At 70.0% G+C, this 23,867-nt stretch carries 25 protein-coding genes; 6 read left to right on the forward strand and 19 right to left on the reverse strand.

The annotated features are described in order from the left end of the window. Positions 1-2: 2 nt before the first annotated feature. The 16 genes from F620_RS0106365 to F620_RS0106440 all read right to left on the reverse strand — a co-directional run bounded on the left by F620_RS0106365 (position 3) and on the right by F620_RS0106440 (position 15,549). Positions 3-1,541, reverse strand: a complete 1,539-nt coding sequence (locus F620_RS0106365; RefSeq protein ID WP_019569892.1) for a complex I subunit 5 family protein — start codon at positions 1,539-1,541, stop codon at positions 3-5. Further along, positions 1,538-3,034, reverse strand: a complete 1,497-nt coding sequence (locus F620_RS0106370) for a complex I subunit 5 family protein (protein ID WP_019569893.1) — start codon at positions 3,032-3,034, stop codon at positions 1,538-1,540. The genes F620_RS0106365 and F620_RS0106370 overlap by 4 nt, the downstream gene beginning before the upstream one ends. Next, a complete protein-coding gene (locus F620_RS0106375) occupies positions 3,031-3,378 on the reverse strand; it encodes an NADH-quinone oxidoreductase subunit K (RefSeq protein ID WP_019569894.1) in 348 nt (115 codons plus the stop codon). Before F620_RS0106375 ends, F620_RS0106370 begins: the two co-directional genes overlap by 4 nt. Next, a complete protein-coding gene (locus F620_RS0106380) occupies positions 3,375-4,415 on the reverse strand; it encodes a hydrogenase subunit MbhD domain-containing protein (RefSeq protein WP_019569895.1) in 1,041 nt (346 codons plus the stop codon). Before F620_RS0106380 ends, F620_RS0106375 begins: the two co-directional genes overlap by 4 nt. Then, a complete protein-coding gene (mnhG, locus tag F620_RS0106385; RefSeq protein WP_019569896.1) occupies positions 4,412-4,708 on the reverse strand; it encodes a monovalent cation/H(+) antiporter subunit G in 297 nt (98 codons plus the stop codon). Before mnhG ends, F620_RS0106380 begins: the two co-directional genes overlap by 4 nt. Further along, a complete protein-coding gene (locus tag F620_RS0106390; RefSeq protein ID WP_019569897.1) occupies positions 4,698-5,045 on the reverse strand; it encodes a monovalent cation/H+ antiporter complex subunit F in 348 nt (115 codons plus the stop codon). Before F620_RS0106390 ends, mnhG begins: the two co-directional genes overlap by 11 nt. After that, a complete protein-coding gene (locus F620_RS0106395) occupies positions 5,042-5,590 on the reverse strand; it encodes a Na+/H+ antiporter subunit E (protein WP_019569898.1) in 549 nt (182 codons plus the stop codon). The genes F620_RS0106390 and F620_RS0106395 overlap by 4 nt, the downstream gene beginning before the upstream one ends. A 44-nt stretch (positions 5,591-5,634) precedes the next feature. Next, positions 5,635-6,210, reverse strand: coding sequence for an invasion associated locus B family protein (locus F620_RS0106400; protein WP_231364971.1), 576 nt, complete (start codon positions 6,208-6,210; stop codon positions 5,635-5,637). 59 nt (positions 6,211-6,269) lie between these two features. Beyond that, positions 6,270-7,379, reverse strand: coding sequence for a response regulator (locus F620_RS0106405; protein ID WP_019569899.1), 1,110 nt, complete (start codon positions 7,377-7,379; stop codon positions 6,270-6,272). Then, entirely contained in the window at positions 7,357-9,198 is a 1,842-nt protein-coding gene (locus tag F620_RS0106410) for a PAS domain-containing sensor histidine kinase (protein ID WP_019569900.1), read from the reverse strand. The genes F620_RS0106405 and F620_RS0106410 overlap by 23 nt, the downstream gene beginning before the upstream one ends. Further along, positions 9,195-9,764, reverse strand: a complete 570-nt coding sequence (locus F620_RS0106415) for a molybdopterin-dependent oxidoreductase (RefSeq protein WP_019569901.1) — start codon at positions 9,762-9,764, stop codon at positions 9,195-9,197. Before F620_RS0106415 ends, F620_RS0106410 begins: the two co-directional genes overlap by 4 nt. Positions 9,765-9,891: 127 nt before the next feature. Then, positions 9,892-11,436: a glycosyltransferase family 39 protein gene (locus tag F620_RS0106420; protein ID WP_019569902.1), complete on the reverse strand. Its 1,545-nt coding sequence runs from the start codon at positions 11,434-11,436 to the stop codon at positions 9,892-9,894. Further along, a complete protein-coding gene (locus tag F620_RS0106425; protein ID WP_019569903.1) occupies positions 11,433-12,194 on the reverse strand; it encodes an SDR family oxidoreductase in 762 nt (253 codons plus the stop codon). Before F620_RS0106425 ends, F620_RS0106420 begins: the two co-directional genes overlap by 4 nt. Continuing rightward, the gene (locus F620_RS0106430) at positions 12,191-13,486 is read right to left on the reverse strand and encodes an FAD-binding oxidoreductase (protein ID WP_019569904.1); all 1,296 of its coding nucleotides are present in this window, start codon (positions 13,484-13,486) and stop codon (positions 12,191-12,193) included. Before F620_RS0106430 ends, F620_RS0106425 begins: the two co-directional genes overlap by 4 nt. A gap of 177 nt (positions 13,487-13,663) precedes the next feature. Further along, positions 13,664-14,641: a lysylphosphatidylglycerol synthase transmembrane domain-containing protein gene (locus tag F620_RS0106435; protein WP_019569905.1), complete on the reverse strand. Its 978-nt coding sequence runs from the start codon at positions 14,639-14,641 to the stop codon at positions 13,664-13,666. Continuing rightward, positions 14,638-15,549, reverse strand: a complete 912-nt coding sequence (locus F620_RS0106440; protein ID WP_019569906.1) for a decaprenyl-phosphate phosphoribosyltransferase — start codon at positions 15,547-15,549, stop codon at positions 14,638-14,640. The genes F620_RS0106435 and F620_RS0106440 overlap by 4 nt, the downstream gene beginning before the upstream one ends. A gap of 166 nt (positions 15,550-15,715) precedes the next feature. Here F620_RS0106440 and F620_RS0106445 point away from each other — a divergent pair, with 166 nt between their 5' ends. The 3 genes from F620_RS0106445 to F620_RS0106455 all read left to right on the forward strand — a co-directional run bounded on the left by F620_RS0106445 (position 15,716) and on the right by F620_RS0106455 (position 17,573). Further along, positions 15,716-16,219, forward strand: coding sequence for a hypothetical protein (locus F620_RS0106445; protein ID WP_018870472.1), 504 nt, complete (start codon positions 15,716-15,718; stop codon positions 16,217-16,219). Between the two features lies 1 nt (position 16,220). Continuing rightward, positions 16,221-17,114, forward strand: coding sequence for a DMT family transporter (locus F620_RS0106450; RefSeq protein WP_019569907.1), 894 nt, complete (start codon positions 16,221-16,223; stop codon positions 17,112-17,114). A gap of 105 nt (positions 17,115-17,219) precedes the next feature. After that, positions 17,220-17,573 (forward strand): DUF4870 domain-containing protein, encoded by a 354-nt coding sequence (locus F620_RS0106455; RefSeq protein ID WP_019569908.1) that lies wholly within the window; start codon positions 17,220-17,222, stop codon positions 17,571-17,573. Positions 17,574-17,603: 30 nt separating this feature from the next. On the opposite strand, the gene fdxA is transcribed toward F620_RS0106455, so the two are convergent. Both fdxA and mutS read right to left on the reverse strand, forming a co-directional pair. After that, positions 17,604-17,927 carry a ferredoxin FdxA gene (gene fdxA, locus F620_RS0106460; protein WP_018870469.1) on the reverse strand — a complete coding sequence of 108 codons (324 nt, stop codon included), beginning with the start codon at positions 17,925-17,927 and terminating at the stop codon, positions 17,604-17,606. Between the two features lie 117 nt (positions 17,928-18,044). Beyond that, the gene (gene mutS, locus F620_RS0106465; RefSeq protein WP_019569909.1) at positions 18,045-20,699 is read right to left on the reverse strand and encodes a DNA mismatch repair protein MutS; all 2,655 of its coding nucleotides are present in this window, start codon (positions 20,697-20,699) and stop codon (positions 18,045-18,047) included. A gap of 177 nt (positions 20,700-20,876) precedes the next feature. Between mutS and F620_RS0106470 the strand changes: the two genes are divergently transcribed. Further along, positions 20,877-22,082, forward strand: a complete 1,206-nt coding sequence (locus F620_RS0106470; RefSeq protein ID WP_019022426.1) for a hypothetical protein — start codon at positions 20,877-20,879, stop codon at positions 22,080-22,082. 69 nt (positions 22,083-22,151) lie between these two features. On the opposite strand, the gene F620_RS0106475 is transcribed toward F620_RS0106470, so the two are convergent. Next, positions 22,152-22,889, reverse strand: a complete 738-nt coding sequence (locus F620_RS0106475; RefSeq protein ID WP_018945591.1) for a hypothetical protein — start codon at positions 22,887-22,889, stop codon at positions 22,152-22,154. A 128-nt stretch (positions 22,890-23,017) separates the two neighbouring features. Between F620_RS0106475 and F620_RS0106480 the strand changes: the two genes are divergently transcribed. Further along, entirely contained in the window at positions 23,018-23,344 is a 327-nt protein-coding gene (locus F620_RS0106480; RefSeq protein WP_019569910.1) for a PilZ domain-containing protein, read from the forward strand. Further along, on the forward strand, positions 23,341-23,850 hold the full coding sequence (locus tag F620_RS0106485) for a CinA family protein (RefSeq protein WP_019569911.1): 510 nt from the start codon (positions 23,341-23,343) through the stop codon (positions 23,848-23,850). Before F620_RS0106480 ends, F620_RS0106485 begins: the two co-directional genes overlap by 4 nt. Positions 23,851-23,867 lie beyond the last annotated feature (17 nt).

The following is a 23,867-nucleotide window of genomic DNA, read 5'->3' on the forward strand; positions in this document are numbered from 1 at the left end:
GTTCATGGGGTGGCCTCCCCGCCGATATCCGCATCCATCCCCGGGACAGACACGTAGCCGCGTTCCACGATCAGTTCTACCCAGCCCAGCGGGCTCAGCTCCAGTCCGGCCAGCAGACCCGGCAGCAGCGCCAGCACCGCCACGAACAGGGTCGGGAACAGCAGCATCCAGTGGGCCTCGAAGCGGGTCTTGTGCGCCGGCGGTCGGGTCACCTCCGGTTCGGCCATCCAGCCGGCGATGATGGGCGGCAGGAAGTAGGCCGCGTTGAGCAGGCTGCTCAACGCCAGCACGCCCAGGATCCACGCCGCATCGCCCTCCAGCGCGCCCAGCCCCAGATACCACTTGGAGATGAACCCGGCCAGCGGCGGCAGCCCGATCATGCCCAGACCGCCGACCGTGAACGCGGCCATGGTCAGCGGCATGCGCCGGCCGACCCCGCGCATCTCGCGGATCTCGTGGATGCCCAGGGTCTCGGCGAAGTTGCCGGCACAGAAGAACAGCGTGATCTTGGTCAGGCCCTGATGCACCAGATGTACCAGTCCGCCGATTACGCCCAGCGGTCCGGCCAGCGCCACGCCCAGCGCGATGTAGGAAACCTGGCTGACGGTGGAGAACGCCAGGCGCTGCTTGATGTCGTGGGCGCGCAGGGCCTGGATGGAACCGTAGAGGATGGTCAGCGCGGCCAGCACCAGCAGCACGTCGGTCAGGTGCAGGGTTGCGGCCAGTTCCAGGCCGAACACGTCGTTCAGGGTGCGCACGATGCCGAACGCCCCCGCCTTGACCACCGCCACCGCGTGCAGCAGCGCGCTGACCGGGGCCGGCGCCACCATCGCCCGCGGCAGCCAGGAATGCAGCGGGATCAGCGCCGCCTTCACCGCGAAGCCGGCGATCAGCGCCAGTCCGATGATCTGCAGGAGGCCATGCGTGTCCGGCGACAGATGCCGGAGGTAGCCCCCGGCCGCGAACGGCTGTGAACCGGCCAGCAGCCCCAGCGCGATCACCGCGACCAGCAGCACCAGCCCGCTGGTGACGGTGTAGGCGAGGTACAGCCGCCCCGCGCGCAGCGCCTCCGGGGTGCCGCGGTGGACCACCAGCGGCCAGGTGGCCAGGGTCAGGATCTCGTAGAAGATCACGAAGGTGATCAGGTTGCCGGACAGGGCGATGCCGACCGTCGCGCCCACGCACAGCGAGAAGAAGCCGAAGAAGCGGCTGCGCCGGGGCGATCCCTCCAGATAGCCGATCGCATACAGGGTGGTCACGAACCACAGGATCGAGGACAGGGTCGCGAACAGCAGTGACAGGGCGTCGGCCGCGAGTACGAAGTCCACGCCCGGCAGCAATGTCAGCCCGAACTCGAAGGTCTCGCCCTGCTGCACCCCGAGGAGCAGCACCCCGACCAGTACGAGCTTGATCCCCGCCGCGGTCAGATTCAGCAGGGTGCGCAGCCCGTGGCGTTCTTCCGGCAGGAAGAAGATCACCAGTCCCGGTACCAGCGAGCTGGCCAGGATCGCGAGCAGGAGCAGGCCGCCGTCGGCGTTCATGACACCCCCGCCGTGTGGCCGAGCAGATGCATTAGCGGTGCCCCGGCCAGACCCATGGCCGCCGCACCCACGGCCAGTGCCAGCGGCATCCATTCCATGCCGGCGGAGACCGGGACGCCGGGATCACGCTCACCGAGGGCGAAAGCCGGTGCCACCATGCGCAGGATGTACGCAGTGGCCAGCAGGGAGCCCAGCGCGACCATCACCACCCACAGCGCGGTCCAGATCTGCATGATGGCGGTGGTCTCCGCCGCGCCGTGCAGCCCCGCTTCCAGCAGCAGATACTTGGCCAGAAAGCCGCCGGTCAGCGGCAGCCCCATCAGCGAGATGCCGCCCAGGCCCAGGGCGAACACCGTGCGCCCGCGCGCCCGCAGCACCGGTCCCAGGGCATTCATCCGGTCGTGTCCCGCAGCCTTCTGGAGCGTTCCGGCGCCCATCAGCACCGCGGCCTTGGCCAGACCGTGGGCGAAGGCGAAGAACACCACCACCGGCCAGGCCGCCGGCTGCAGGATCAGGATGGGGAAGGCCAGCGCGATGTAGCCCATCTGCGCCACCGTGGAGTAGGCCGCCACGATCTTGAGTCGGGGTGCGCGCAGTGCCTGCAGCGAGCCCCAGAGTAGAGCCGTGCTGCCCAGCAGTCCCAGCAGCACGGCCAGCGCCGGGGTGCCCAGCGGCGCGAAGATCAGCAGCCACAGCCGCAGGATCAGGTAGAACATCGCCGCCACCACCATGCCCGACAGCATGCCGCTGACCGGCGCGGGCGCGCTGGCATGCGCGGTGGCCAGCCACACGTGCAGCGGGAACACCGCGGCCTTCATCAGGAGTCCGCCCAGCATCAGCGCGGCGGCCATGCGCTCGGTGGGGCCGTCTCCGGCCAGCTCGCCCAGCAGCGTCAGGTCCAGCACGCCGAACTCGCCGTACAGCAGTGCGGCCCCCAGCAGGAACGACAGCGAGCCGAGCAGGTTGATCAGCAGGTAGCGCATCGCCCCGGTGACCGCGTCGGTATCGCCGGTGAGGGCCACCAGTGCCACCGCGGACAGGCTGGCGATCTCCAGGGTGATGTACAGGTTGAAGGCATCACCCGACAGCACCAGCAGGTTGAGCCCGCCCCACAGCCACAGCCACAGCGGCCAGAACTGGCGCTCTCCCGCGGTCGAGCGGATGTAGCCGCGGGCGTACAGGCTGCCGGCGAGGGCCACCAGCGCGTTCAGCAGCAGCATCGCCAGCGCCAGCCCGTCGAGGTGCAGGGTGACGCCCAGTGGGGCCTCCCAGCCGCCCAGACCGACCCGCACCGCGGGGGTGTTCATCCCCGGCGCGGCATCGAGGAACAGCCCGATGGTCGCCAGCAGGCCGAGGATCGCCAGCGGCAGACCCAGCAGCCCGATGCGCCGGGCCTGCCACGGCCAGGCGGAGGCGATCAGCGGCAGCCCCAGCGAGACCGCCGCCAGGGCCCCGGTCGCGAACACCAGGGACTCGGGCGTGGCAGCGCTCACGGGTCTTCGGGGCGGTCGCCGCGGTGGGTTCTCAGTGGCCCGGGCAGCAGCACCGCATGGCCGGTCAGGCGCGCCAGATGCACCGTCAGCGCGAGGGCGAACGCGGTCGCGCTGACCGCGACCACGATCCCGGTGAGAGTCAGCGCCTGAGCCACCGGGTCGGGCGGGGCATCGCCGCGCGCGGCGATGCCGAGAAACACCATGAACACCCCGGAACCCATGATATTGATCGCGAGGATGCGCAGGATCAGGTGACGCCGGCGGATCAGCCCGTGCAGGCCCAGCGCGAACAGCGCGGCGCCTCCGAGAGGATACAGGGTGCCGGGATCCAGGGATTCGATCATGCATCCTCCCGCGGCGAGCGTCCGCCGATGAACAGGGCGACCAGGGTCAGCGCGATGGACAGGGTTGCGCCGGTCTCGATGATCAGGATCAGGGGGTAGGCCAGTTCGCGCGGCCAGGTCAGCAGTGCGGGGCCGGCGAACAGGCCCCACAGTCCGAGGGCGAGGAACAGCAGCGCCCCGGCCGCCACGCCGATGCGCAGCAGGCGCGGGTCCGGGTCGGGCAGCGAGTGCGGACGCGCCAGGCTCATCAGTATCCCCGCTGCGCCCAGCACCGCGCCGGCCTGAAAGGCTCCGCCCGGGGCATGGCTCCCGGCCCACAGCAGGTAGACCCCGGTGACGATGGCCACCGGCAGCAGCAGGCGCACCGCCCCCGGCAGGACCGGACCCGGCGCCGGGCGCGCGGGCAGCGCGTCATGGCGCCCCAGCGACCAGGCGCCCAGTCCGGCCAGCAGGACCATGGCCAGTTCCAGCAGCGTGTCCCAGGCGCGGAAATTCAGCAGCACCGCGGTGATGCCGTGGTCCACCCCGGAGACGTCCATGTGTGCGGCCACCGCAGGCTGCAGGCCGGGGCCGTGGTTCTGCGTGGCCAGCGTTGCCATCAGCAGCAGGGCCAGTCCGCCACTCACCGCGACCGCGCTCCAGCGTCCGCGTGCCGGGGTCGGGGCACAGCTCAGCGCGACATTGCCGGCACCCGGGTCGCGGGCATCGCGGGCCTCCGCATCCGCGTTGCCCGTGTCGGGTGCCACCGGATCCGGGGGCGGGCTCGGGCCCGCGTCCCCGCGGTGCGGGTTCATGATGTGCTTCAGCCGTTCCAGCGTGACCAGCAGCAGCGCCCCGGTGATGCCGGCCCCGATGGCCGCTTCGGCCAGTGCGATGTCCGGGGCCTCGAGGCGGACCCAGGCGATCGCCAGCAGCAGGCCGAAGGTGATGAACAGCACGACCGCGCGGAACAGGTCGGTGCTCGCCAGGCAGCGCCAGGCCACTCCCAGCAGGCCGGCCAGCAGGGCCAGGTCGAACGCCAGCAGCGCCGCGTTCATTCGCGCCGCTCGAACTCGCCGTGGGTCCAGGTCCGCTGGGCGACCATGTGCGCCGCGGTGGCCCCGGCGGCGAGCACCAGCACCCAGATCAGCACCAGTTTGAGGATCATCGCCGGCCCGTCGGCCTGCAGCATCAGCCCCAGCACCACCAGCCCCAGGCCGAGATTGTCGGCCTTGGTTAGGGCATGCAGGCGGGTGTAGACATCGGGAAAGCGCAGCAGCCCCAGGGTGCCGGCGGCGAAGAATACGAGCCCCGCGAGGACCAGCACGGCGGTCAGCAGATCAGCGATCATGCGTCTTCTCCGTCGGGTTATGTGCCGGGTCGTGCGGCTGTTGTTTTTCCACCGGGTTTTCGTGCATTGGCGTGCCCGCCGGCTCCGGCAGCCCGTGCTGGCGCACGAACGCGACGGCCGCCACCACCGCCAGCAGGGCGAACACCAGCGCCACGTCAACCAGCGCCGGCTGGTCCAGGGCGAAGCCGAGCAGCAGCAGGATGCCGACCCCCGAGGTGCCGAACAGCTGGGCCGTCAGCATGCGGTCGCCGGAGCCCGGGCCACGCAGCACGCGGATCAGCCCGAACAGGATGGTCAGCAGCAGGAATCCGGCGGCGGCGACCAGCAGCAGGTTCATCGGACGTCCCCCGGGGCGTCAGGGTCGAGCCCGTAGAGCCGTGCGATGCGCCGCTCGAGCTCCATCAGCGTGGCCGCATTGTCGCTGCGGCCGTCCAGCACGTGGAGGGTCATGCGGCGGCCCTCCAGGCGGACCGCCAGGGTGCCCGGCAGCAGACTGAGCATGGCCATGAACAGGGTCAGCGGCGGTCCGTGCGGCAGTTGCACGAAATACGCCTCGAAGCCCGGTTGCAGCGGCAGGCGCGGGTGTACCGCCCGCCAGGCGACATCGACCCCGCCCTGCACCGAAGTGCGCAGGAAGAAACCGAGCAGGCCGGGCAGGGCGGCCGGTGTCAGGCGCAACGCGCGCCCCGCGGGCAGCGCGAGCACGGCACCCCCGGTCAGCGCGATGGCGAGCCAGGCGAACGGGTGCGCCAGCGCCGCGCCCCCGGCCAGCACCGCCCACAGTGCGGCCGCGGCAAGCATCGCCAGCAGCGCACGCAGCCACCCGGGGCGGCGGGCGCGCCGTACGGGCGGGTTCGAACTGGACTGGCGCGTGTCGTTCACGCCGTCATTGTAACGGCGCAGGGCGGCACCGCCAGAAGAGCCTCTCAGAGCCGGTTACTGGCCGCGGTGAAGCCCATCAGGGAGACGTCAAAGACCAGCACCTGTTCCGACTGCAGCGGACGGAAGCCCACGTTGAGCTCGCGGCCCCCGCGCAGTTCGGCCAGCATCTCGTCGGTCAGCTCGGTGGCCGCCACGCAGCCCTGCTGGATGCAGGTCACGAAGCCGGCATTGCGTTCTTCGCCCTCGTCGACCTGCATGACGATGCCCGGACGCAGATCCACGCCCAGCGGCAGCAGCAGTTCCATCACGTGTCGGTCGCCCTCGCGCCGCACCGTGGTCTGCAGATACGGCCCCTGCTGGCCCTGGTCCTCCACCTGCAGGGTCTGCTGCATCTGGCAGAACTCGCCGCCGTCATCCAGTTCCCAGCAAAGGCTTTCCCAGTCCTGGTGGGTGGTCACCTCCGGTTCCTGCTGTACCGGCTGCGGCGCCTGGCCCTGCGCCGGGGCCGGCTGCTGGGCCTGCTGCCCCGTGGCCATCGCCGGCGCCAGCGCAAGGGCGCACAGCAGCACCGCGGGGCGAACAAAGGAAAAGAACAACGAAGGATGCGAGGTCGATAACATGCAACGGCTCCTGATGGATTAAGAGGATTTTACGTCATCCAGTAAGGGGCGGCCCGGGCTCATTCCACGGCGAGGGTCATGGAGCCGGCCAGCACCAGGGCGACCAGTTCCGCCTGGCGGTGGGTGTCGGTCTTCTGGAACAGGTTGCGCAGGTGGAAGGTGACGGTGGTATTCGACACGTCCATGCGCCGGGCGATGTCGGCGGTGCGCCAGCCGTCCGCCAGGGCCAGGGCGATACGGGCCTCGGTGGGGGTCAGGTCGAACAGGCGGGCCAGGACGTCTTCCGGCAGGCGGGCGCGCCGCTCGGGGTCGGACAGGAGGATTACGGCCGCGGGTTCCTCCTCCCCGGCCTCCCGCCCGGCCGGATCGCTGCCCCCGGGCAGGGGATAGATCATCGCCAGGAGTTCGCGCCGGTGGCCATCGCGCGGCAGGCGCATGCATTCAATGGCGTCATCGGCGGCCGGTTCCTCGGCAAGGACCCGGCGCAGGGCCTCGCGCAGGCGCCGGTCATCCTCGGTGTGTACCGGCTCCGGCGGGCGTCCTTCCTGCAAGGTCAGTGCGTCGCCGGCCATGCGCCGCGCCGCGCGGTTGGCCAGCAGCACGCGGTTGCCGTGGTCGAGCAGGACGACCCCGGGAGCGACCGGATCCAGGGCGCGCGCCGCGAACTCCAGGCTGCGGCGTCCCTGATCCCGGCTCTGGCCGAGTCCACCGAGGGTACGGCGCAGTTCGGCGAACTCGTCCTCTTTCTTCTGGCGCATGCGCCGCACCTGGCGCAGGCGGGCCTCCACGGTCGCCAGCAGCAGGTCGAAGTCCACCGGCTTGACCAGATAGTCGTCGGCGCCCGCGCGTTTGCCATCGACCACCTCGCGCGGGTCGGACAGCGCGGTGAGGAACACGAACGGGGTGTCCGCCAGTTCCGGGCCGCGTTCGCGCACCGCGGCCAGCAGTTCGTAGCCGTTCATGCCCGGCATGTTGATGTCGCACAGGATCAGGTCGGGGTGTACGGCGTCGATCTGCTCCAGGGCTTCGTCGCCATGGGCCGCCTCGATGGCGACATGACCCGCCTCGCTCAGTTCTTCGCAGATGTCCCGGCGCAGCACGGCTTCATCCTCGGCGCAGAGGATGCGTGCGGCCGGGACGGCGGCATCATTCGGTGTGCTGTGGTTCATCCGGATCCTGTCCTCGCGGGAGTTCCAGCGTGAATGTAGACCCTTCCCCTTCGCGGGAACGGACGGTCAGGTCGCCGCCCTGGGTGCGCGCGAGCTGGCGGGCGATGCCCAGGCCCAGACCGATGCCGGTATGGCGGGCGGCATTGCGGGCACGGAAGAAGCGGTCGAACAGCCGCGCCTGGTCTTCCTCGGGGATGCCGATCCCGTGGTCCGTGACGTGGCAGGTGATCTTCTCCGGTTCGGCGCGCAGCTCAACCTCGATGGACGCGGTCTCGGGCGAGTATTTTCCCGCATTCGACAGCAGGTTGGCGAGGATCTGCTCGACCAGCGCGCGGTCGCAGCGCGCCATGACCGGTCCATCCGGGGTAACGCTCAGATGTACCGGATTGTCCGGGGTGATCTGCCGCTGGGTTTCGATCGCCTGTTCCACCAGCGGGCGCAGGTCGCAGGGACGGGTGGATGCCGATACGTGGCCGCCCTCGAGGCGGGCCGAGGTCAGCGCGTTCTCGATCAGACGGGTCATGTGGGCGACGGTGTCGCGCAGCTGACGGTAGCGCCCCTCGCGGGTTTCGCGGTCCATGGACTCCCCGCGCCGCAGCAGGCGCTGCAGGCCCGAGTCGATGATCGCCAGCGGGGTGCGGAACTGGTGCGAGGCCATCGCCGCGAAGCTGCGGTAGAATTCGCTGACGCCGCGTTCGCGCTCCAGCGAATGCTCGAGACTGCGCGCGGCGTCCTTGTAGCTGGTGATGTCGGCCAGACGCAGCACCTGGCCACCGTCATCGGTGCGGCGCAGGGTCATCTGGACCCAGCCGCGGCCGGGGACCTCCAGGTCGTACTGCGCACCGTCGTCCGCGGTGATCTCCTCCGGGTCGCCGTGTTCGATGTCCGGCCGGGTGACGGCGCGGATACGGTCGAGCAGGGTGTCCAGCGTCTGCCCCTCGTCCAGGGCCCCGTCGGGCAGCGGCAGCAGGCCGGCGAACTGCGGGTTGACCAGGATCAGGCGGTCATCGGAATCGAACGCGGCAAAGCCGTCGGGTGCGGTGTCGATGGCGTCCACCACGCGCCGGCGCTCGGCTTCCAGGTCGCGGGTGCGGTTGCGGACCTCGATCTCCAGCCGGTCGCGGTGTGCGGCCAGCGCCTCCTGTGCGTGGCGCCGCTGCCGCAGGGCATTCATCAGGAGGGCGGTCAGCAGGATCCCGGTGACCAGGATGCCGATCATCATCACAATGGCCTGGATCAGGCTGGCGCGGTGTTGATCCAGGCGTTCCCCCGTGCTCTCCCATTCCTCGATCATCACCGCGTTGGCGATGCGGTTGAGTGCCGACATCAGGGGCTTGAGTTCGGCATGGATCGCGTGGGCCGCCTCGACGTTGTCGGGGGCGACGTCGTCGATCATCGGCTCGATGCGCTCCAGCCGCTCGAAGGTGCCGTCCAGTGTTTCTTCCAGCCCGATGTCCTTGACGTAGCGCCGCTGTGGCCCGGCATCCAGCAGGACCAGGCGGCTGGTGAGGACGTCGTAACGCAGGCCGGGTCGGGCATCCGCGTCCCCCAGGGTCCGTCGGTGGACTTCCTCGTCCAGACGGTGACTGGCGACCTGCGCCTGGGCGGTGACCCACAGCATGTTCTCGTCCACATTGCTGCGCATGTCCTGCTCCACGTCGTGCAGGCGCATCAGCGACACCGTCAGGAAGATCGCGAAGGTAAGGACCGCGAGCACCGGCAGCACATACGTCGAGACACGGCGCAGGCTGGGGACGGCCGAGGGATCCGGGGCATGGCCCCGCTCGGGTGCGGACTCGCGGGTCGGGCGCGCGATCATCGCACCTCCAGGTGCTCCAGCTGCCAGACCCAGCGGTAGTCGTAGCGGATGTCGTCCAGCTCCGCGTGATCGTCCCGCGGGTAGACGATCCACAGCGGACCCTTGTCGCGCGGGGTCAGGGCCTCGCCATCCCGGGTATGCGCGACGACCACGTCATAGTCGTGGAAGTCCTCCATCGGGATGTCGACGATGTAGTCGTTCAGGGCCGTGGCCACCACCTCGTCACCCTCCGCACCGAGAGCCTCCAGCAGGTCGCGCATCAAAAAGCCCTCGAAGTGGTTGACCCCGTCGGTGACCACCGTGGAGGTCTCCAGTTCACGCTCCGGGAGGCGGTCCAGCATCGCCCGGTCCAGCAGGGCCCGGTCTCCGTCGTTCGCATGTTCGATGGCCCCCTCGACCCGCAGAATCACCTCGCCCTCGGGTTCGGCTCCCGGATCGAACCCCGGAGCGGAGTCCCCGCGATCCGCAGCAGTCGCACTGAAGGGCAGGGTCAGCAGCATGGCCCCCAGGGCGGCAAGAAGGCCGGGCGCATGCGCGCCGGGCGGATGAATTCGGACGACGGACATGACAAACCTCCGGACGGATGGTAACCACCAGTTCGAAGGCAGTGTCGCGCGAAATCCTGCCCCATGGAAGAAGGGGGAAATCGCGCGCTGGAAACAGTGTCCCGGGCCTGTATCGGACGGCCCAACGTCAGTGATCGGCGGTGTCGGCGTAGCGTTCGCGGAAGGCGCAGCGGCCCTCGGGGAGCCAGGCGGGGATGTCGTAGTAGCGTTCGAGGATCGGGCGCAGGACGTCCTCGTGGTAGGCGGCGTAGTCGAAGCCGTGGCCTTCGGCGACCTGCCAGGGGATGCCGCCGGCCTCGCCGGTGCGGATCTCGACGCGGTCGAAGAACGGTTCCAGGTCTTCGCGGTCGACCTCGCCGCGGCGCGGGATGAACACGAAGTCCTCGCCGTCGAGGGCACGGAAATCGGTGATCAGGTCGTCCTGACGGCCGTAGTGCGAGCCTTCTCCGAAGACCCCGAAGTAGTGCCCGGAGTAATGGCTCAGCATGGCCGAGCGCGAGTAGCTGCGGGTAAAGAAATGCCAGTCTGCGTCGGGCTGGTCCGCGTCGGCGTAGGGCTCGGTCAGCGCGGCCACCTCCTCGGGCGCGAGGTAGAACACCGCACTGGCGTGGTCGCCGTGGCCGCGCAGCCAGTCCACCGGCAGGGTGGCGATGGCCAGCAGCAACAGCGCGTGCAGCAGGGCCAGCAGGCCGGAGAGCCAGACCGAGATCCGCAGGGCGCGGGTGGTGAGGAACAGCGCGGGCACCAGCAGCAGCGGGGCGAACACCGCCAGCCAGTGCAGCCCGATCCCGGCGAACGGCGAGAGCAGGGCGAACAGGCCCAGCGGGATCAGCCCGGCGGAGACGAACACCCCCAGGCGGTGTTCGCGCACCCCCTGCACCACGGCCCGGCGCTGGCGTGCGAGGAACCACAGCAGCCAGGGCGTGAACAGGTACACCAGCAGGGCGGCATAGGTCAGGGTGCCGCCGGGGTCGAAGCCGTCCCCGCCGTGGCGGTTCACCACGTTGAACATCACGTTGTACCAGCAGTTGTCCCAGTTCCAGTACAGGTTGAGGGCCACCGCCGGCAGCACGCCGAGGATGATCAGCAGCAGGCCGCGCCAGTGGGCGCGGGCGAACAGCATGATGTGCAGGCCGATGGCCACGCCCAGCAGCACGGCGAAGTATTTCGACAGGAACGCCAGCCCCAGCGCGACGCCGCCGAGGAAGAAGGCCAGGGCCGCCACGCCCGGGCGCGGTTCCCGCAGCGCGTACCACACCAGGCCGGTGGCCAGCAGGCCGAACAGGATCAGCGGGGTGTCGGTGGCCACCAGCACGGCGATGAACAGCAGCGGCATGAACAGTGCCAGCAGCGAGACCAGGCGCGCCCGCACCGGGTCGTGCCGGTGCCACAGGGCGAGGATCAGCAGCGCCGGGGCCACGGACACCAGGATGCCGGGGATACGGATCACCAGCGGCTGTTCGGACAGCGCGGTGACCGCGCTCAGCCACCAGCCGATCATCGGCGGATGGTCGTAGTAACCGAGATCCGGATGGGCGGCCCAGATCAGGAAATAGGCCTCGTCGCCGGTGATCGGCAGCAGCGCGGCGATCAGCGCCTTCAGCGCGATCACCGCGAGCAGCACCGCCGGGTAGTGGCGGGCGGGCCAGGGGGCGTCGGCGGGCAGGCTCACAGCCGCAGATGCCGGAACAGCGGGTCGGGGATGGCGCGGATGATGGTCATGATCACCCGCCAGAACCACGGCAGATAGGCCACCGCGCGGCCCCGGCGCAGCGCGCGCAGGATGCCGCGGGCCACGGTGTCGGGCGAGGCCCACAGCGGTCCCGAGCGGTCGAAGCCCTCGGTCATCGGGGTGCTTACGAAGCCCGGCTTGAGGGTGACCACGTCGACGCCGGCCGGCGCCAGGCGGTGGCGCAGGCCCTGAAGATAGGTGGCCAGCATGCCCTTGGCGGTGCCGTAGACGTAGTTGCTCTGGCGGCCGCGGTCGCCGGCGACCGAGCCGATGGCGCCGATCACGCCATGGCCCTGCGCCTCGAAGTCGGGGGCGATGCGGGTGAGCAGGGCGACGGCGCTGGTGCCGTTGATGCGCAGCGCCTCCTGGGTGGCCTCCACCGAGTCGTGGCAGGTGGCGGGATCGGGCAGGCTGCCCCAGGCCAGCAGCGCGGCATCCACCTCGCCCAGGTGTTCGCGGGCGGCGGTCCAGGCGTTCTCGTGGGTGGCCGGGTCGGCGGGATCGGCGGCCAGGCCGCGGATGCGCTCGCCCGCCGGGTCGTCGCCGCGCACCCGCAGGTCGGCCAGCAGGCTTTCCAGCCGTTCGGCATTGCGCGCCACGCAGAACAGGTGCGCGCCATCGGCGGCCAGGCGGCGGGCGACGGCGGTGGCGATGGCGGAGGTCGCTCCGAAGATCACGACGTGGTTGAGCGGATTCATGCGGTCACCCGGCGCCAGAAGCTGGAGGAGAATTGAGGGTCGGTCAACTTAGCGAACTCGATCCATTCGGGAAACCCGGCGCGGAACATCGCGCCGGACATGCGCGCGTCCTTGGCCGGGTAGAGCGCCCCGTGCGCCTCGCGCACCACACGGTCGAGGCGCTCGAACAGCGCATGGGTCGCCGCCCCGCGATCGGGGAAATCCAGGGCCAGGGTGGTGCCCGGGCGCGGGAACGACAGCATCCCGGCCGGTGGCTGGCGGCCGAAGGTCTTGAGCACCGCGAGGAACGAGCCCTGGCCGCTGCGCGCGATCTGGCGCAGCAGCTCGGCGACGGCATCACGCGCGGTGCGTTCGGGGAGCACGCACTGGTACTGATAGAACCCGCGGCGGCCGTAGATACGGTTCCAGTCGCGGATCCCGTCCAGCGGGAACAGCCAGCCGCGATGATGCGCCGGATGCGGGCTGCGGCGCAGCGGCTGGCGGAAATACAGCTCGTTGAACGCGCGCAGGCCGGGGCCGTTGACCAGCGAGAACGGCGGGTCCACCGGCACCCGCCGCCGGGGTTCGCGGAAGCGGGCGCGTGGGGGCGGGGTGACCGCGTGGCGGCCGGCGGAATAGATCCCGCGGCCCGGGGGATGGCGCCGACCATCGGCCAGGCAGTCGATCCAGGCCACGGTGTAGGGCCATTCACGGCGCGCGCGGGCATCCAGGGCCCAGAAATCGTCCAGGCTGTGGAAGCGTTCCGACCACACCGACATCCAGGCCGAGGACACCGGCACCAGCTGCAGGGTCACGGTCTCGATCAGTCCGGTCAGGCCCAGCCCGCCGAGGGTGGCGGCGAACCAGCGCGGGTTGTGCTCGGGGCTGACCTCGACCCGGCCGGCATCGCTGCGGTGCAGGGTCAGACGCTTTACGTGCGCACCGAAGCTGCCGGCGACGTGATGGTTCTTTCCGTGCACGTCGTTGGCCACCGCGCCGCCCAGGGTCACGAAGCGGGTCCCCGGGACCACCGGCGGGAACCAGCCGCGCGGCACGCTCAGTTCCAGCAGTTCGTCCAGGGTGACCCCGGCCTCGGCGGTGATTACTCCAGTGTCGGTGTCGAACTCGACGAAGCGGTCCAGCCCGCGGGTATGCAGCAGATGGCCGCCGGCGTTGAGGCAGCAGTCGCCATAGGAACGCCCCATGCCGTGGGCCAGCAGCGGCCCGTCCGGCAGCCGGTCCGGGCGGAACGCCGGTGCGCTGTGCGCGGCGTGTTCCACCCGCGGGATGCGGTTCCAGCCGCTGGTCGTCATGCCGGACCCCCGGTGCCCTTTCCGTCCTCGTCATTGCGAGGCCCCGCAGGGGCCGTGGCAATCGCCGAGGGCCGCCCGGGGTTCGGAGCGTGCGGCTGGGTCGCGAGATTGCTTCGCTGCGCTCGCAATGACGGGGTGATATGTGACGTGTTGTTGTTCGGGTCGGGCATGGAACGCCTACGCATGGTGCTCGTCCGGGAGTTCGCGGCCACGGGCTTCGGGATTGGTGCTCAGCGCGATCAGGCCCAGCAGCACCGCGAACCACAGGGTGGTCAGGCGGATCAGCGTGGTGGCCGCCACCGCGTCCGCCGCCGGCATGTCGTGCAGCAGGAGCAGGCCGATCATCACCGCCTCGGTGCCGCCCAGCCCGCCGGGCAGGAAGCTCAGGGCGCCGGCCAGCATGGCGAGGGCGAACACGAAGGCGGCGAACGCGAATCCGGCCTCGAAGCCCATCGCGTTGAGGATCCACCAGAAGGCCAGCGCCTCGGCGCTCCAGGCCACCACGCTGAGGGCCGTCGCGCCGGCGAGCAGGTTTGGGGTGTGGCAGCGCCGCGCCTGCAGCAGGATGGTGGCGGCGTGATGCAGGCCGCGCCACAGCCGCCGGCCGGGGCGGTCCGCGTGGCGTTGCAGGGCCTCCAGCGGTCGGCGTTGCGACAGCACCAGCAGGCCCGTGGCGACGGCCGCCACGCCGGCCAGGATCAGCGAGGTCCCTTGAGTCACCAGCGTGAGCCCCAGCAGCGACAGCAGCACGACCGCCACCAGATCCGACAGCCGTTCGCTGACGAACGCAGCGAAGCTGTCCGGATAGGGGACACCCCGGCGCTTGAGCAGTACGCCGCGCAGGGCCTCGCCGGCCTTGCCCGGGGTGGTGGTCAGGGCAAAGCCGGCCAGGTAGATATGCAGGCTGGCGGGTGCGGCGACACGATGGGCCAGCGCCCGCAGATACAGCTGCCAGCGGGCGAACCGCAGGCTGTAGTTGACCAGCGACAGCGACAGGGCCAGCAGCAGGCCGAACGGGCCGACCTGCACCAGCGCGTGCCAGACCTCTTCCGCACCGGCCCAGATGGCGATGCCCAGATACGCCGCGGCGGCAACGATCACCGACAGGATCAGCCCGCGCAGGCGCCAGCCGGTCAGGACCGGGTTCCCGCTCACGACAGCACCGCGAGGGTCACGCCCAGCCAGGCCACCACCGTCACCAGCAGATGGGCATCGGTGAACAGGTCGCGCGAGGTGTCGCCGCCGCGCCCGCGAAAATGCAGCAGGTACAGATAGCGGAAGATTCCGTAGATCACGAACGGCAGGGTATAGATCAGCTCATCGGTGCCGTGCAGGGCGATGACCTCCGGGCTGACGGTGTACAGCCCGTAGGCGATCACCGTGCAGGCCGCGCTGATGGCGATGAACTGGTCCAGCAGCGCGGTGGAATAGTCGTCGAGCACGCGCCGGGTGTCGCCCCGGCTGTCGTCCCGGGATTCGGGGGCGGGGTCCGCGGGAGCCGGGCCGGCGGTCACGGCGGTTTCCGCCAGCTCCGAGCGGCGCTTGGCGAAGCCCAGGAACAGGGTCAGCATCAGGCCGCACAGCAGCAGCCACTGCGAGGGTTCGATGCCCAGCCCCAGGGTTCCGGCCAGGATGCGCAGCATGAAGCCGCCGGCGATGCTGAACACATCCAGGATGACGACATGCTTGAGCGCCAGCGAATAGGCGATGTTCAGCACCAGATAGCCCGCCAGCAGCCCGGTGACCCAGGCGCTGACGAGCAGGCCCAGGGCCAGTGCCAGCACCACCAGCACGCTCAGGATGACCCGCGCGGCCGGGATGCCGATGGCCCCGCTGGCCAGCGGGCGGCGGCACTTGGTCGGATGCCGGCGGTCGGCTTCGACGTCGAGGATGTCGTTGAGCACGTACACCGCGCTCGCCATCGCGCAGAAGGCGAGGAACGCGAGCGTGGCCGCCAGCAGGGTCTCGCCCTCCCAGGCATGCGCGAACACCGGTCCGAGGAACACGAACCCGTTCTTGATGTACTGGTGCGGACGCAGCAGTTTGAAAATCGGCTGGAGCATCGGTGCGTGCGGAAAGGCCGGCGGAACGGGCTGGCAGTGTAGGCAAATGCGCCGGCCGGTGCACCCGCGAAGATGGGCACGTGCCCGGTTTCGCAGTGTGCGCGGGTGCGATCGGTTACCATCCGGGACGTTTCTCCGATCAATCCGCTGTCACCGGGAGTCTGTCATGCAAGCACTGTCCGTCCTGAAGAAAACCGTCGTCCTGTCTGCCGGCCTGGGCCTGCTGCTGGCCGCCGCGCCGGCGGCCGCCGATCTGTCCGAGGGCGACGCCTTCCCCGACGTCACCCTCAACGACCAGCACGGGGAGCCGCTGGAGCTGCCCGGCGATGCGCGCGTGGTGCTGATGACCGTGGAGATGGCCCCGGCCGACATCACCAATGATGTCCTCGGGGACATGGGGCCCGAGGCGATCGAGGAGGCCGGCATCCGCTACGTGGCCGATACCCACGGCATGCCGCCGTTCGTGCTCGAGAACGTGGTCATGCCGCGCATGCAGGAGCGCCCCTATCGCACCGGTGTGACCGAGGGACCCGATGACATGGGCTTCATGCCGCATCAGCGCGATCATGTGAGCGTGGTGTTCCTGGATGGCGAGGGTACGGTGACCGGCACCGGCGCGGCCGCCAGTGAGGCCGCCCTGCGGCAGATGCTGGAGGGCGCCGGCGACTGAAATGGCCTTCCTGCTGGGCCTGCTGACCGCGCTGGGCTACGGCGCGGGGGATTTTCTCGGCGGCCTGGCCTCGCGGCGGGTTTCGGCGCTGGTGGTGGCCTGCTATTCGCAGCTGCTGGTCACCGCACCGCTGCTGATGCTGGCATTGCTGATGGCGGGGCTGCCCGGGGAGGCGGCCCTGCTGTGGGGCGGTGCCTCGGGCGTGGCGATGGCGCTGGGCCTGCTGGCCTACTACCGCGGGCTGGCCGAAGGCTACATGGGGCTGGTCGCGGCGGTGACCGGGGTGCTGTCGGCGCTGGTGCCTCTGGCGGCGGGGCTGGCTCTTGGCGAACGCCCGGGATGGTTGTCGCTGGCCGGGATCGTGGCCATCGTGGTGGCGATCGCGCTGGTGTCGGGCGGGGCCCGGGAGGCCAGTCCGCGTGACCCGGACGCGCCGGTGCGGGGGGCGGATGGCCACGGTCACCGCGGGCCGCATCCGCTGCTGGGGGTGTTCGACGGCGTGCTTGCCGGGGTCGCCTTCGGCCTGGTGTTCGTGTTCCTTGACCAGGCCAGCGAAGGCTCGGCCCTGTGGCCGGTGGTCATGGCCGGCGGCGTGGGCGGGCTGGTGCTGCTGGGCGTGATGCTGCTGCATCGCCCCGAGCGACACATGGCCCGCAGCACGCTGGTGCTGGTCGCGCTGGCGGGCCTGCTGCAGGGGCTCGCCACCCTGGCCTTCGTGGTGGCCGTGCGCATCGGGCTGTTGTCGGTGATCGCGGTGGCCGGGGCCCTGTCGCCGGCGCCCACCGCACTGCTGGCGCGGTTCTTTCAGGCCGAGCGCATGAGCCGCCTGCAGCTGGCCGGGTTCGGCTTCGCGCTGGCCGGCATCGTGCTGATCGTGCTGGGCGGGGCAGGGTGAGCCCCGTGGGCTCGAAGTCCTCCGCGCCATATTCGCGTGCGAGCACGCTCCCACAATGTATGAAGCCGGGCCAGCCGGGATCAGGAATCGGAGAAGGAGAGAGGCATGGAAACGGAACTGGCGAATGAACCCCGCACCGACCGCACGTTCGTGACGATCATCTACGTGCTGTATTTCGTCGGCTTCTTCATCGCCATCACGGCCCTGGTCGGGGTGATCATGGCGCACGTGAAGCGCAGCGATGCGGATGCGATCAGCGAGACCCACCTGCAGTATCAGATCCGGACCTTCTGGATCGGTCTGCTGATGGCCGTGCTGGCGACCCTGACCGCGGCGATCGGGATCGGCCTGATCATCGGGCTGCTGTTCCTGGTGTGGGTGCTGGTGCGGTGCATCAAGGGCGTGATCCGCAACAGCGACGACCGGGCCATCGAGGACCCGGCCACCTGGCTCTGGTAAGCCCCGCAGTGCGGGGCTCCGGGCGGGGTCTCAGCGCTCCAGGTACTGCAGCTTGCCCTCGACGCCGTCCCACTCTTCCGCGTCTTCCGGCGGGTCCTTGCGCGCGGTGATGACCGGCCAGGTGCGCGCCAGTTCGGCATTGAGCTCGATCATGTGCACCTGATCCTCGGGCACGTCATCCTCGGGGACGATCGCCTCGGCCGGGCACTCCGGCTCGCACAGGGTGCAGTCGATGCACTCGTCGGGGTCGATGGTGAGGAAGTTGGGCCCCTCGTGGAAGCAGTCCACCGGGCAGACTTCGACGCAATCGGTGTACTTGCACCGGATGCAGTTCTCCAGAACGATGAAAGCCATTGCGCTTCTCCATTGGTCGTGTTGCGACGCCACGGCTCCTGTGTGCCGTCGCTCGGTCCGTTCGGCGTATTGTAACCGCTCCTCCCGAGCGGCCGGGAATCCCGGCTGCTGCGGCTGTTATTCCGCCACCCCCCGTTCCAGCGTGTCCTTGAGCCGGTAGAGCGCGTCCAGCGCCTCGCGCGGGGTCAGGCCGTCCGGATCGAGTTCCGCCAGGGCCCGCGCGACGTCCCGCGCCGGCTCGGGTACTTCGGGTGCCCGCGGGGCGGGTTCTTCCGGCGCCGCGGGTGCGGGCGGCTCCGGCGGGAACAGCCCCAGCTGGGGCGAGTCGCTGTCCCGGGCACGGCTTTCCAGATCGGCCAGATGGGTGCGGGCGCGCTGCAGCACGTCGGCGGGTACTCCCGCCAGCGAGGCCACCTGCAGCCCGTAGCTCTGGTTGGCCGGCCCCTCGCGGACCTGATGCAGGAACACGATGTCGTGGCCGTGTTCCACCGCGTCGGTGTGGATGTTGGCCACCGCCGGTTCGCGTTCGGCCAGCGCGGTCAGCTCGAAGTAGTGCGTGGCGAACAGGGTCAGCGCGCGGTTCTCCCGCGCCAGGCGTTCGGCACAGGCCAGCGCCAGCGCCAGGCCGTCGAAGGTGGAGGTGCCGCGCCCGATCTCGTCCATCAGCACCAGGCTGCGCTCGCCGGCGTTGTGCAGGATGCTGGCGGCCTCGGTCATCTCCACCATGAAGGTCGAGCGCCCGGAGGTCAGGTCGTCGGAGGCGCCGATGCGGGTGAAGATGCGGTCCACCGGCCCGATGCGGGCCACGTCCGCGGGCACGAAACTGCCCATGCAGGCCAGCAGCACGATCAGCGCGGTCTGGCGCATGTAGGTGGACTTGCCCCCCATATTGGGCCCGGTGATGACCAGCAGCCGGCGGCTCTCGGGATCCAGTCGGGTGTCGTTGGCCACGAACGGGGTGTCCAGGCTGGCCTCCACCACCGGGTGGCGACCCTGCTCGATGTGGACGCCGGTCTCGGGCACCAGTTCGGGGCGGCTCCAGTCGAGCCGTCGGGCGCGTTCGGCGAGGGTGGCCAGCACGTCCAGCCGGGCCACCGCGTCGGCGATCGCCCGCAGGCGGTCGGCGCGCCCCTGCAGGCCGGCGAGCAGGTCGTCGAACAGCTGGCGTTCGCGCGCCAGGGCCTGTTCCCGTGCGGACAGGATCTCGTCCTCGAAGCGCTTGAGTTCCTCGGTGGTGTAGCGCTCGGCGTTCTTCAGGGTCTGGCGGCGCATGAAGCGCCCGGGCAGCTCCTCCGATCGCGAGCGGCCCACCTCGATGTAGTAGCCGTGCACCCGGTTGTAGGCGACCTTGAGCGTGGCGATGCCGGTGGCCTCGCGTTCGCGCGCCTCCAGGTCTCGCAGGAAGCCGTCGGCGTTGTGTTCCAGATCGCGCAGGCGGTCGAGTTCGGGGTCGAAGCCGGGACGGATCAGGCCGCCGTCGGTGACCCGGATCGGCGGCTCGTCGACCAGCGCGCGGGCCAGGGTTTCGCTCAGTTCCGTCTCCGGCGCGAGTTCGTCGCGCAGGGCGGCGAGGGTGTCGGCCTCGTCCGCGGCGGGCTGCAGTGCCGCGTGCAGGCCGGGCAGGCGTTCCAGCGCCGCCTGCAGCGCAACCAGATCGCGCGGCCGTGCGGAGCCCAGGCTGATGCGCGAGACGATGCGTTCGACGTCGGCCATGCCGGTCAGGGCCTCGCGCAGGCCTTGTTCGGCCGCGTGGTCCAGCAGCGTGGCGATGCCCTGCTGGCGTTCCCGCAGCAGGGCCCGGTCGGCCAGCGGCTGGTGCAGCCACTGCGACAGCAGCCGGGCGCCCATGGGGGTGCGGCTGGTGTCCAGCAGGTCGAACAGCGAGCCGCGGCGTTCCCCGCTCAGGGTGCGGGTCAGCTCCAGGTTGCGCCGGGTCGCCGGGTCCAGCATCAGCATCTGGCCGCGGTGTTCGCGCCCGAGCCCGGTGATATGGGCAAGGTTGCCGCGATGCTGTGCCTGCACGTAGGCCAGCAGCGCGCCCGCGGCGGCCAGGCCCAGCACCAGGTCGTCGCAGCCGAAGCCGGCCAGATCGGTGGTGCCGAAATGGCGGGTCAGGGTACGTTGCGCGGAGATCGCGTCGAAATGCCAGTCGGCATGATGCCGCGGGGCCCAGGCCTCGATCCCGGGGATCGCCGGGGCCGGGTCGGGGACCAGGCATTCCACCGGGTCGAGACGCGCCAGTTCGGCCTCCAGTTCGGTTGCGTCGGCGACCTCCAGCACCCGGAAACGGCCGCTGGCGAATTCCAGGCTGGCGATGCCGTAGCCTTCGTTGCGGCCGCGCACGGCGGCGCTGGCGGCCGGGCACACGGCGACCATGCGATTGACCTGGCGGGCCTCCAGCAGGGCGTCCTCGGTGACCGTGCCCGGGGTCACGATGCGCACCACTTCGCGTTGCACCGGTCCCTTGTTCTCGCCCACCTGCCCGGTCTGCTCGCAGATCGCCGCGCTCTCGCCCAGCTTCAGCAGGCGGGCGAGGTAGCTCTCCAGGGTGTGCACCGGGATCCCGGCCATCGGGATCGGCTCGCCGGCCGACTCGCCGCGGCGGGTGAGGGTGATGTCCAGCAGCCCGGCAGCGCGCTCGGCGTCGTCGTAGAACAGCTCGTAGAAGTCCCCCATGCGGTAGAGCAGAAGGGTCTGCGGATACTCCGCCTTGATCCGCAGGTATTGCTGCATCATCGGGGTATGTTTTGACAGGGCGTCCGCGTCGCTCACTGGCCGTTCCTGCTGTTCGGGGGCGTCGGTGGCCGGATTGTAACGGGTCCGGTGGGGGGTGCGGGGGGTTATGTGACGCAATCGCCGGAATGTCCGGGGGCCGCGGGACTTCCCTTGCTCAAGAATTAGAGAGTTCTTATATTAGGAAAAACTAAATAACAGGAAAGGAGAGCCCGCATGATTCGGAAGAACCTCGGGGAAGAATACAGCCCGATGTATTTCCTGGGCGCACTGGGGGCCGGTGGCACGGCCGTTACGTTTTTCATGTTCCTGATGTTCATGACGCCCTATGACACCCCGATCCCCACGTACGAGGCCATGATGGCGCTGATGGCGGGCGAGGGCCCGCTGATCGCCGTGCTGGTGGGTGCGGCCATGGCCGGCATCCTGTTCTTCGTGGCGCTGCATCTGCGCCTGCTGGTGTGGAACATCCGCGAATACCGGCAGTTTCGCCGGACCGAGGCCTTCACCCGGCTGCGCCGTTCCAACCAGGAAGTGGCCCTGATGGCGATCCCGCTGACCCTGGCCATGACCATCAACGCCGGCTTCATCGTCGGCGCGGTGTTCGTGCCGGGGCTGTGGAACGTGGTCGAGTACCTGTTCCCGCTGGCCATGCTGGCCTTCCTGGCGGTTGGCGCCTTCGCGCTGGTGATCTATTCGCGCTTCCTGGCACGGCTGTTCACCGAGGGGGATTTCGATTTCACCGGCAACAACAACCTCAGCCAGCTGCTGGCGGTGTTCGCGTTCGCGATGATCGCCGTGGGTCTGGCGGCGCCGGGGGCGATGAGCGAGAACCTGGCGATCAACGCCGCGGGGATCTTCTTCTCGCTGACGTTTGCCGCGCTGGCCCTGGTGCTGGGGCTGGTGATGTTCGTGCTGGGCTTCAAGTCGACGCTGCGCTACGGCATCGCGGAGGCGGCCAGCCCGAGCCTGTGGATCGCGATCCCGATCCTGACCCTGCTGGGCATTGCCTTCATCCGTCATCAGATGGGGCTGCACCACGGTTTTGGCGCTCCGCTGAACGAGGCGATGCTGTTCGTGTTCACCTCGCTGGTGCTGGGCGCTCAGCTGGTGTTCGGCCTGATCGGCTACGTGGTGATGAAGAAGCTGGGCTACTTCCGTGACTACATCCACGGCGAGAAGAAGAGCCCGGTCAGCTACGCGCTGATCTGCCCGGGGGTGGCCCTGGTGGTCTTCTCCTGGTTCTTCATCAATCTGGGACTTGTGTCCAACGGGGTCGTCGAGCAGTTCAGCGTGGCGTATTTCGCCCTGCTGGCCCCGGTGGTCTACCTGCAGGTGGTGACGATCGCCACGCTGTTCCGGCTGAACCGCAAGCTGCTGCGGGCGGAACCGGCGACCGAGGGCGCCTCCCAGCAGGCGTGATCGCGCCACTGGTTCGGTGCCAGACGGGCGGTGTCCGGGGGTTCCCGGACACCGCCTTTTTTTGTCCGGTCAGGCGGTGGCGGCGGGGCGTTCTTCGCGGCCTTCGCGCGACCCGGTGTAGCGCCAGGCCTTGCGGAAGGTGGTGCGCAGGGGCGATTCGAGATGCGCGCGGGCGCGTGCCGGGGCGATGCCGTGGTCGCGGCAGAACAGGGCCAGGGCCCAGGCGAGTTCGTCGCGGCCGAGGTCGGCGTCGCGATCGGCCGACGGGCCCTTGCACGCCCCGCAGCCGTTGACCCGCACGCGGAACGCGGTGTTGGCCAGAAAGATGCCGAAGCCCATGCGCGTGGCCACCAGCTCGGCAATGGCGTCGGCATTGCCCTCGGCGGCCGGGGCGGGTTCGCGGATGCCCTCCACCCACCAGGCCGCCAGTTCCTGCGCGAAGGTGCCGACCAGGGCCTGACGATTCCCGATCAGCTGCGGGTCGTAATGGAAGATGCGCTCGCCGCCGGTGCTGGCCGCGCCCAGCGCGGTGACCGGTTGCGGTGCCAGTCCTCCGGGTTCGGCCAGGCGGGCCGCGCGCTGCTCCAGGCCCGCATGCCGACGGACGCTGGCGAACACCTGCTCGGCCATGCCGTGCGGGCTGTCCGCCTCGCCCGGGAAGTGCTCGCGGATGGGCTGCACCAGGGTCGGCGGGTCGAAGGGCCGGTCGGCGGCTGGCTGACGGTCCACCCACGCAAACACCGCGCGGATCCACTCGCGGGTATCGACATCAAGGACCGGATCGGGCTGGAACAGGCGTGCAAGCATGGCGGGCGTGTTTCTGGAGGTGGTTGATCCATCGTATGCCATTCCGTCCCGTCGGGGCAGCCCCTGCTGCAAGCGCACCGGAATGTGTCAGACTCGGAGTCCGAATCCCCAGGGGCAAGGATGGAGACATGTTTGGCGAGGAGGACCGGCGGCGGGATCGTCGCATCCCCGTGGGCGTGACCGGGGAGGTGTACTGGACCGGTTCGGGGCAGACCACGCGAGTGGAAATCCATGACCTGGCCGCCGGCGGCTGTGCGCTGATGACCGGCTTCGAGGTGGATGCCGGGGTGGTGGTGATGGTGACGGTGCCGAGCCCCGATCCGCGCATCGAGAACCTGCAGCGGCGGGGACGGGTGCTGCGCTGTGACAGCGCGGATCCCGACCGCGAGGGCCGGCGCCGATGGCGCCTCGCGGTGGCCTTTGAAGAAGAACCCACGAGAGACGCGACACCATGACCGAATTGCGCAAGGCGGATGTCACCGGGCTGTCGGCCCTGGTCTATGACCTGGGGGAGCGGATGACTGCGCGCGGGCTGGTCATGGCCACGGTGGAATCCTGCACCGGGGGCGGGATTGCCCAGGCACTGACCGATGTGCCCGGCAGTTCGGCCTGGTTCGAGTGTGGCTGGGTGACCTACAGCAACGCAGCCAAGACCCGCCTGATGGGCGTGGACCCGGCGTTGCTGGAGGCCCATGGCGCCGTGAGCGAAGAGGTGGCGGCCGCGATGGCCACGGGCGGCCTGACGCACAGCGGCGCCGACCTGTCCCTGTCGGTCACCGGCGTCGCCGGGCCGGGCGGCGGTTCGCCGGACAAGCCGGTGGGCATGGTGTGCTTCGGCTGGCAGGCGCGCGACGGAGCCGTGCGCACCGAGACGCGGCATTTCGACGGCGAGCGCCACGAGGTTCGTCGCCAGGCCATGCTGCACGCCCTGGCCTCGCTGCTGGAGCACGAACTGGGCTGAAGCACGCGCCCGCGGAG

It is taken from the genome of Thioalkalivibrio sp. ALE11 (genome assembly GCF_000381205.1).
GTDB lineage: Bacteria > Pseudomonadota > Gammaproteobacteria > Ectothiorhodospirales > Ectothiorhodospiraceae > Thioalkalivibrio.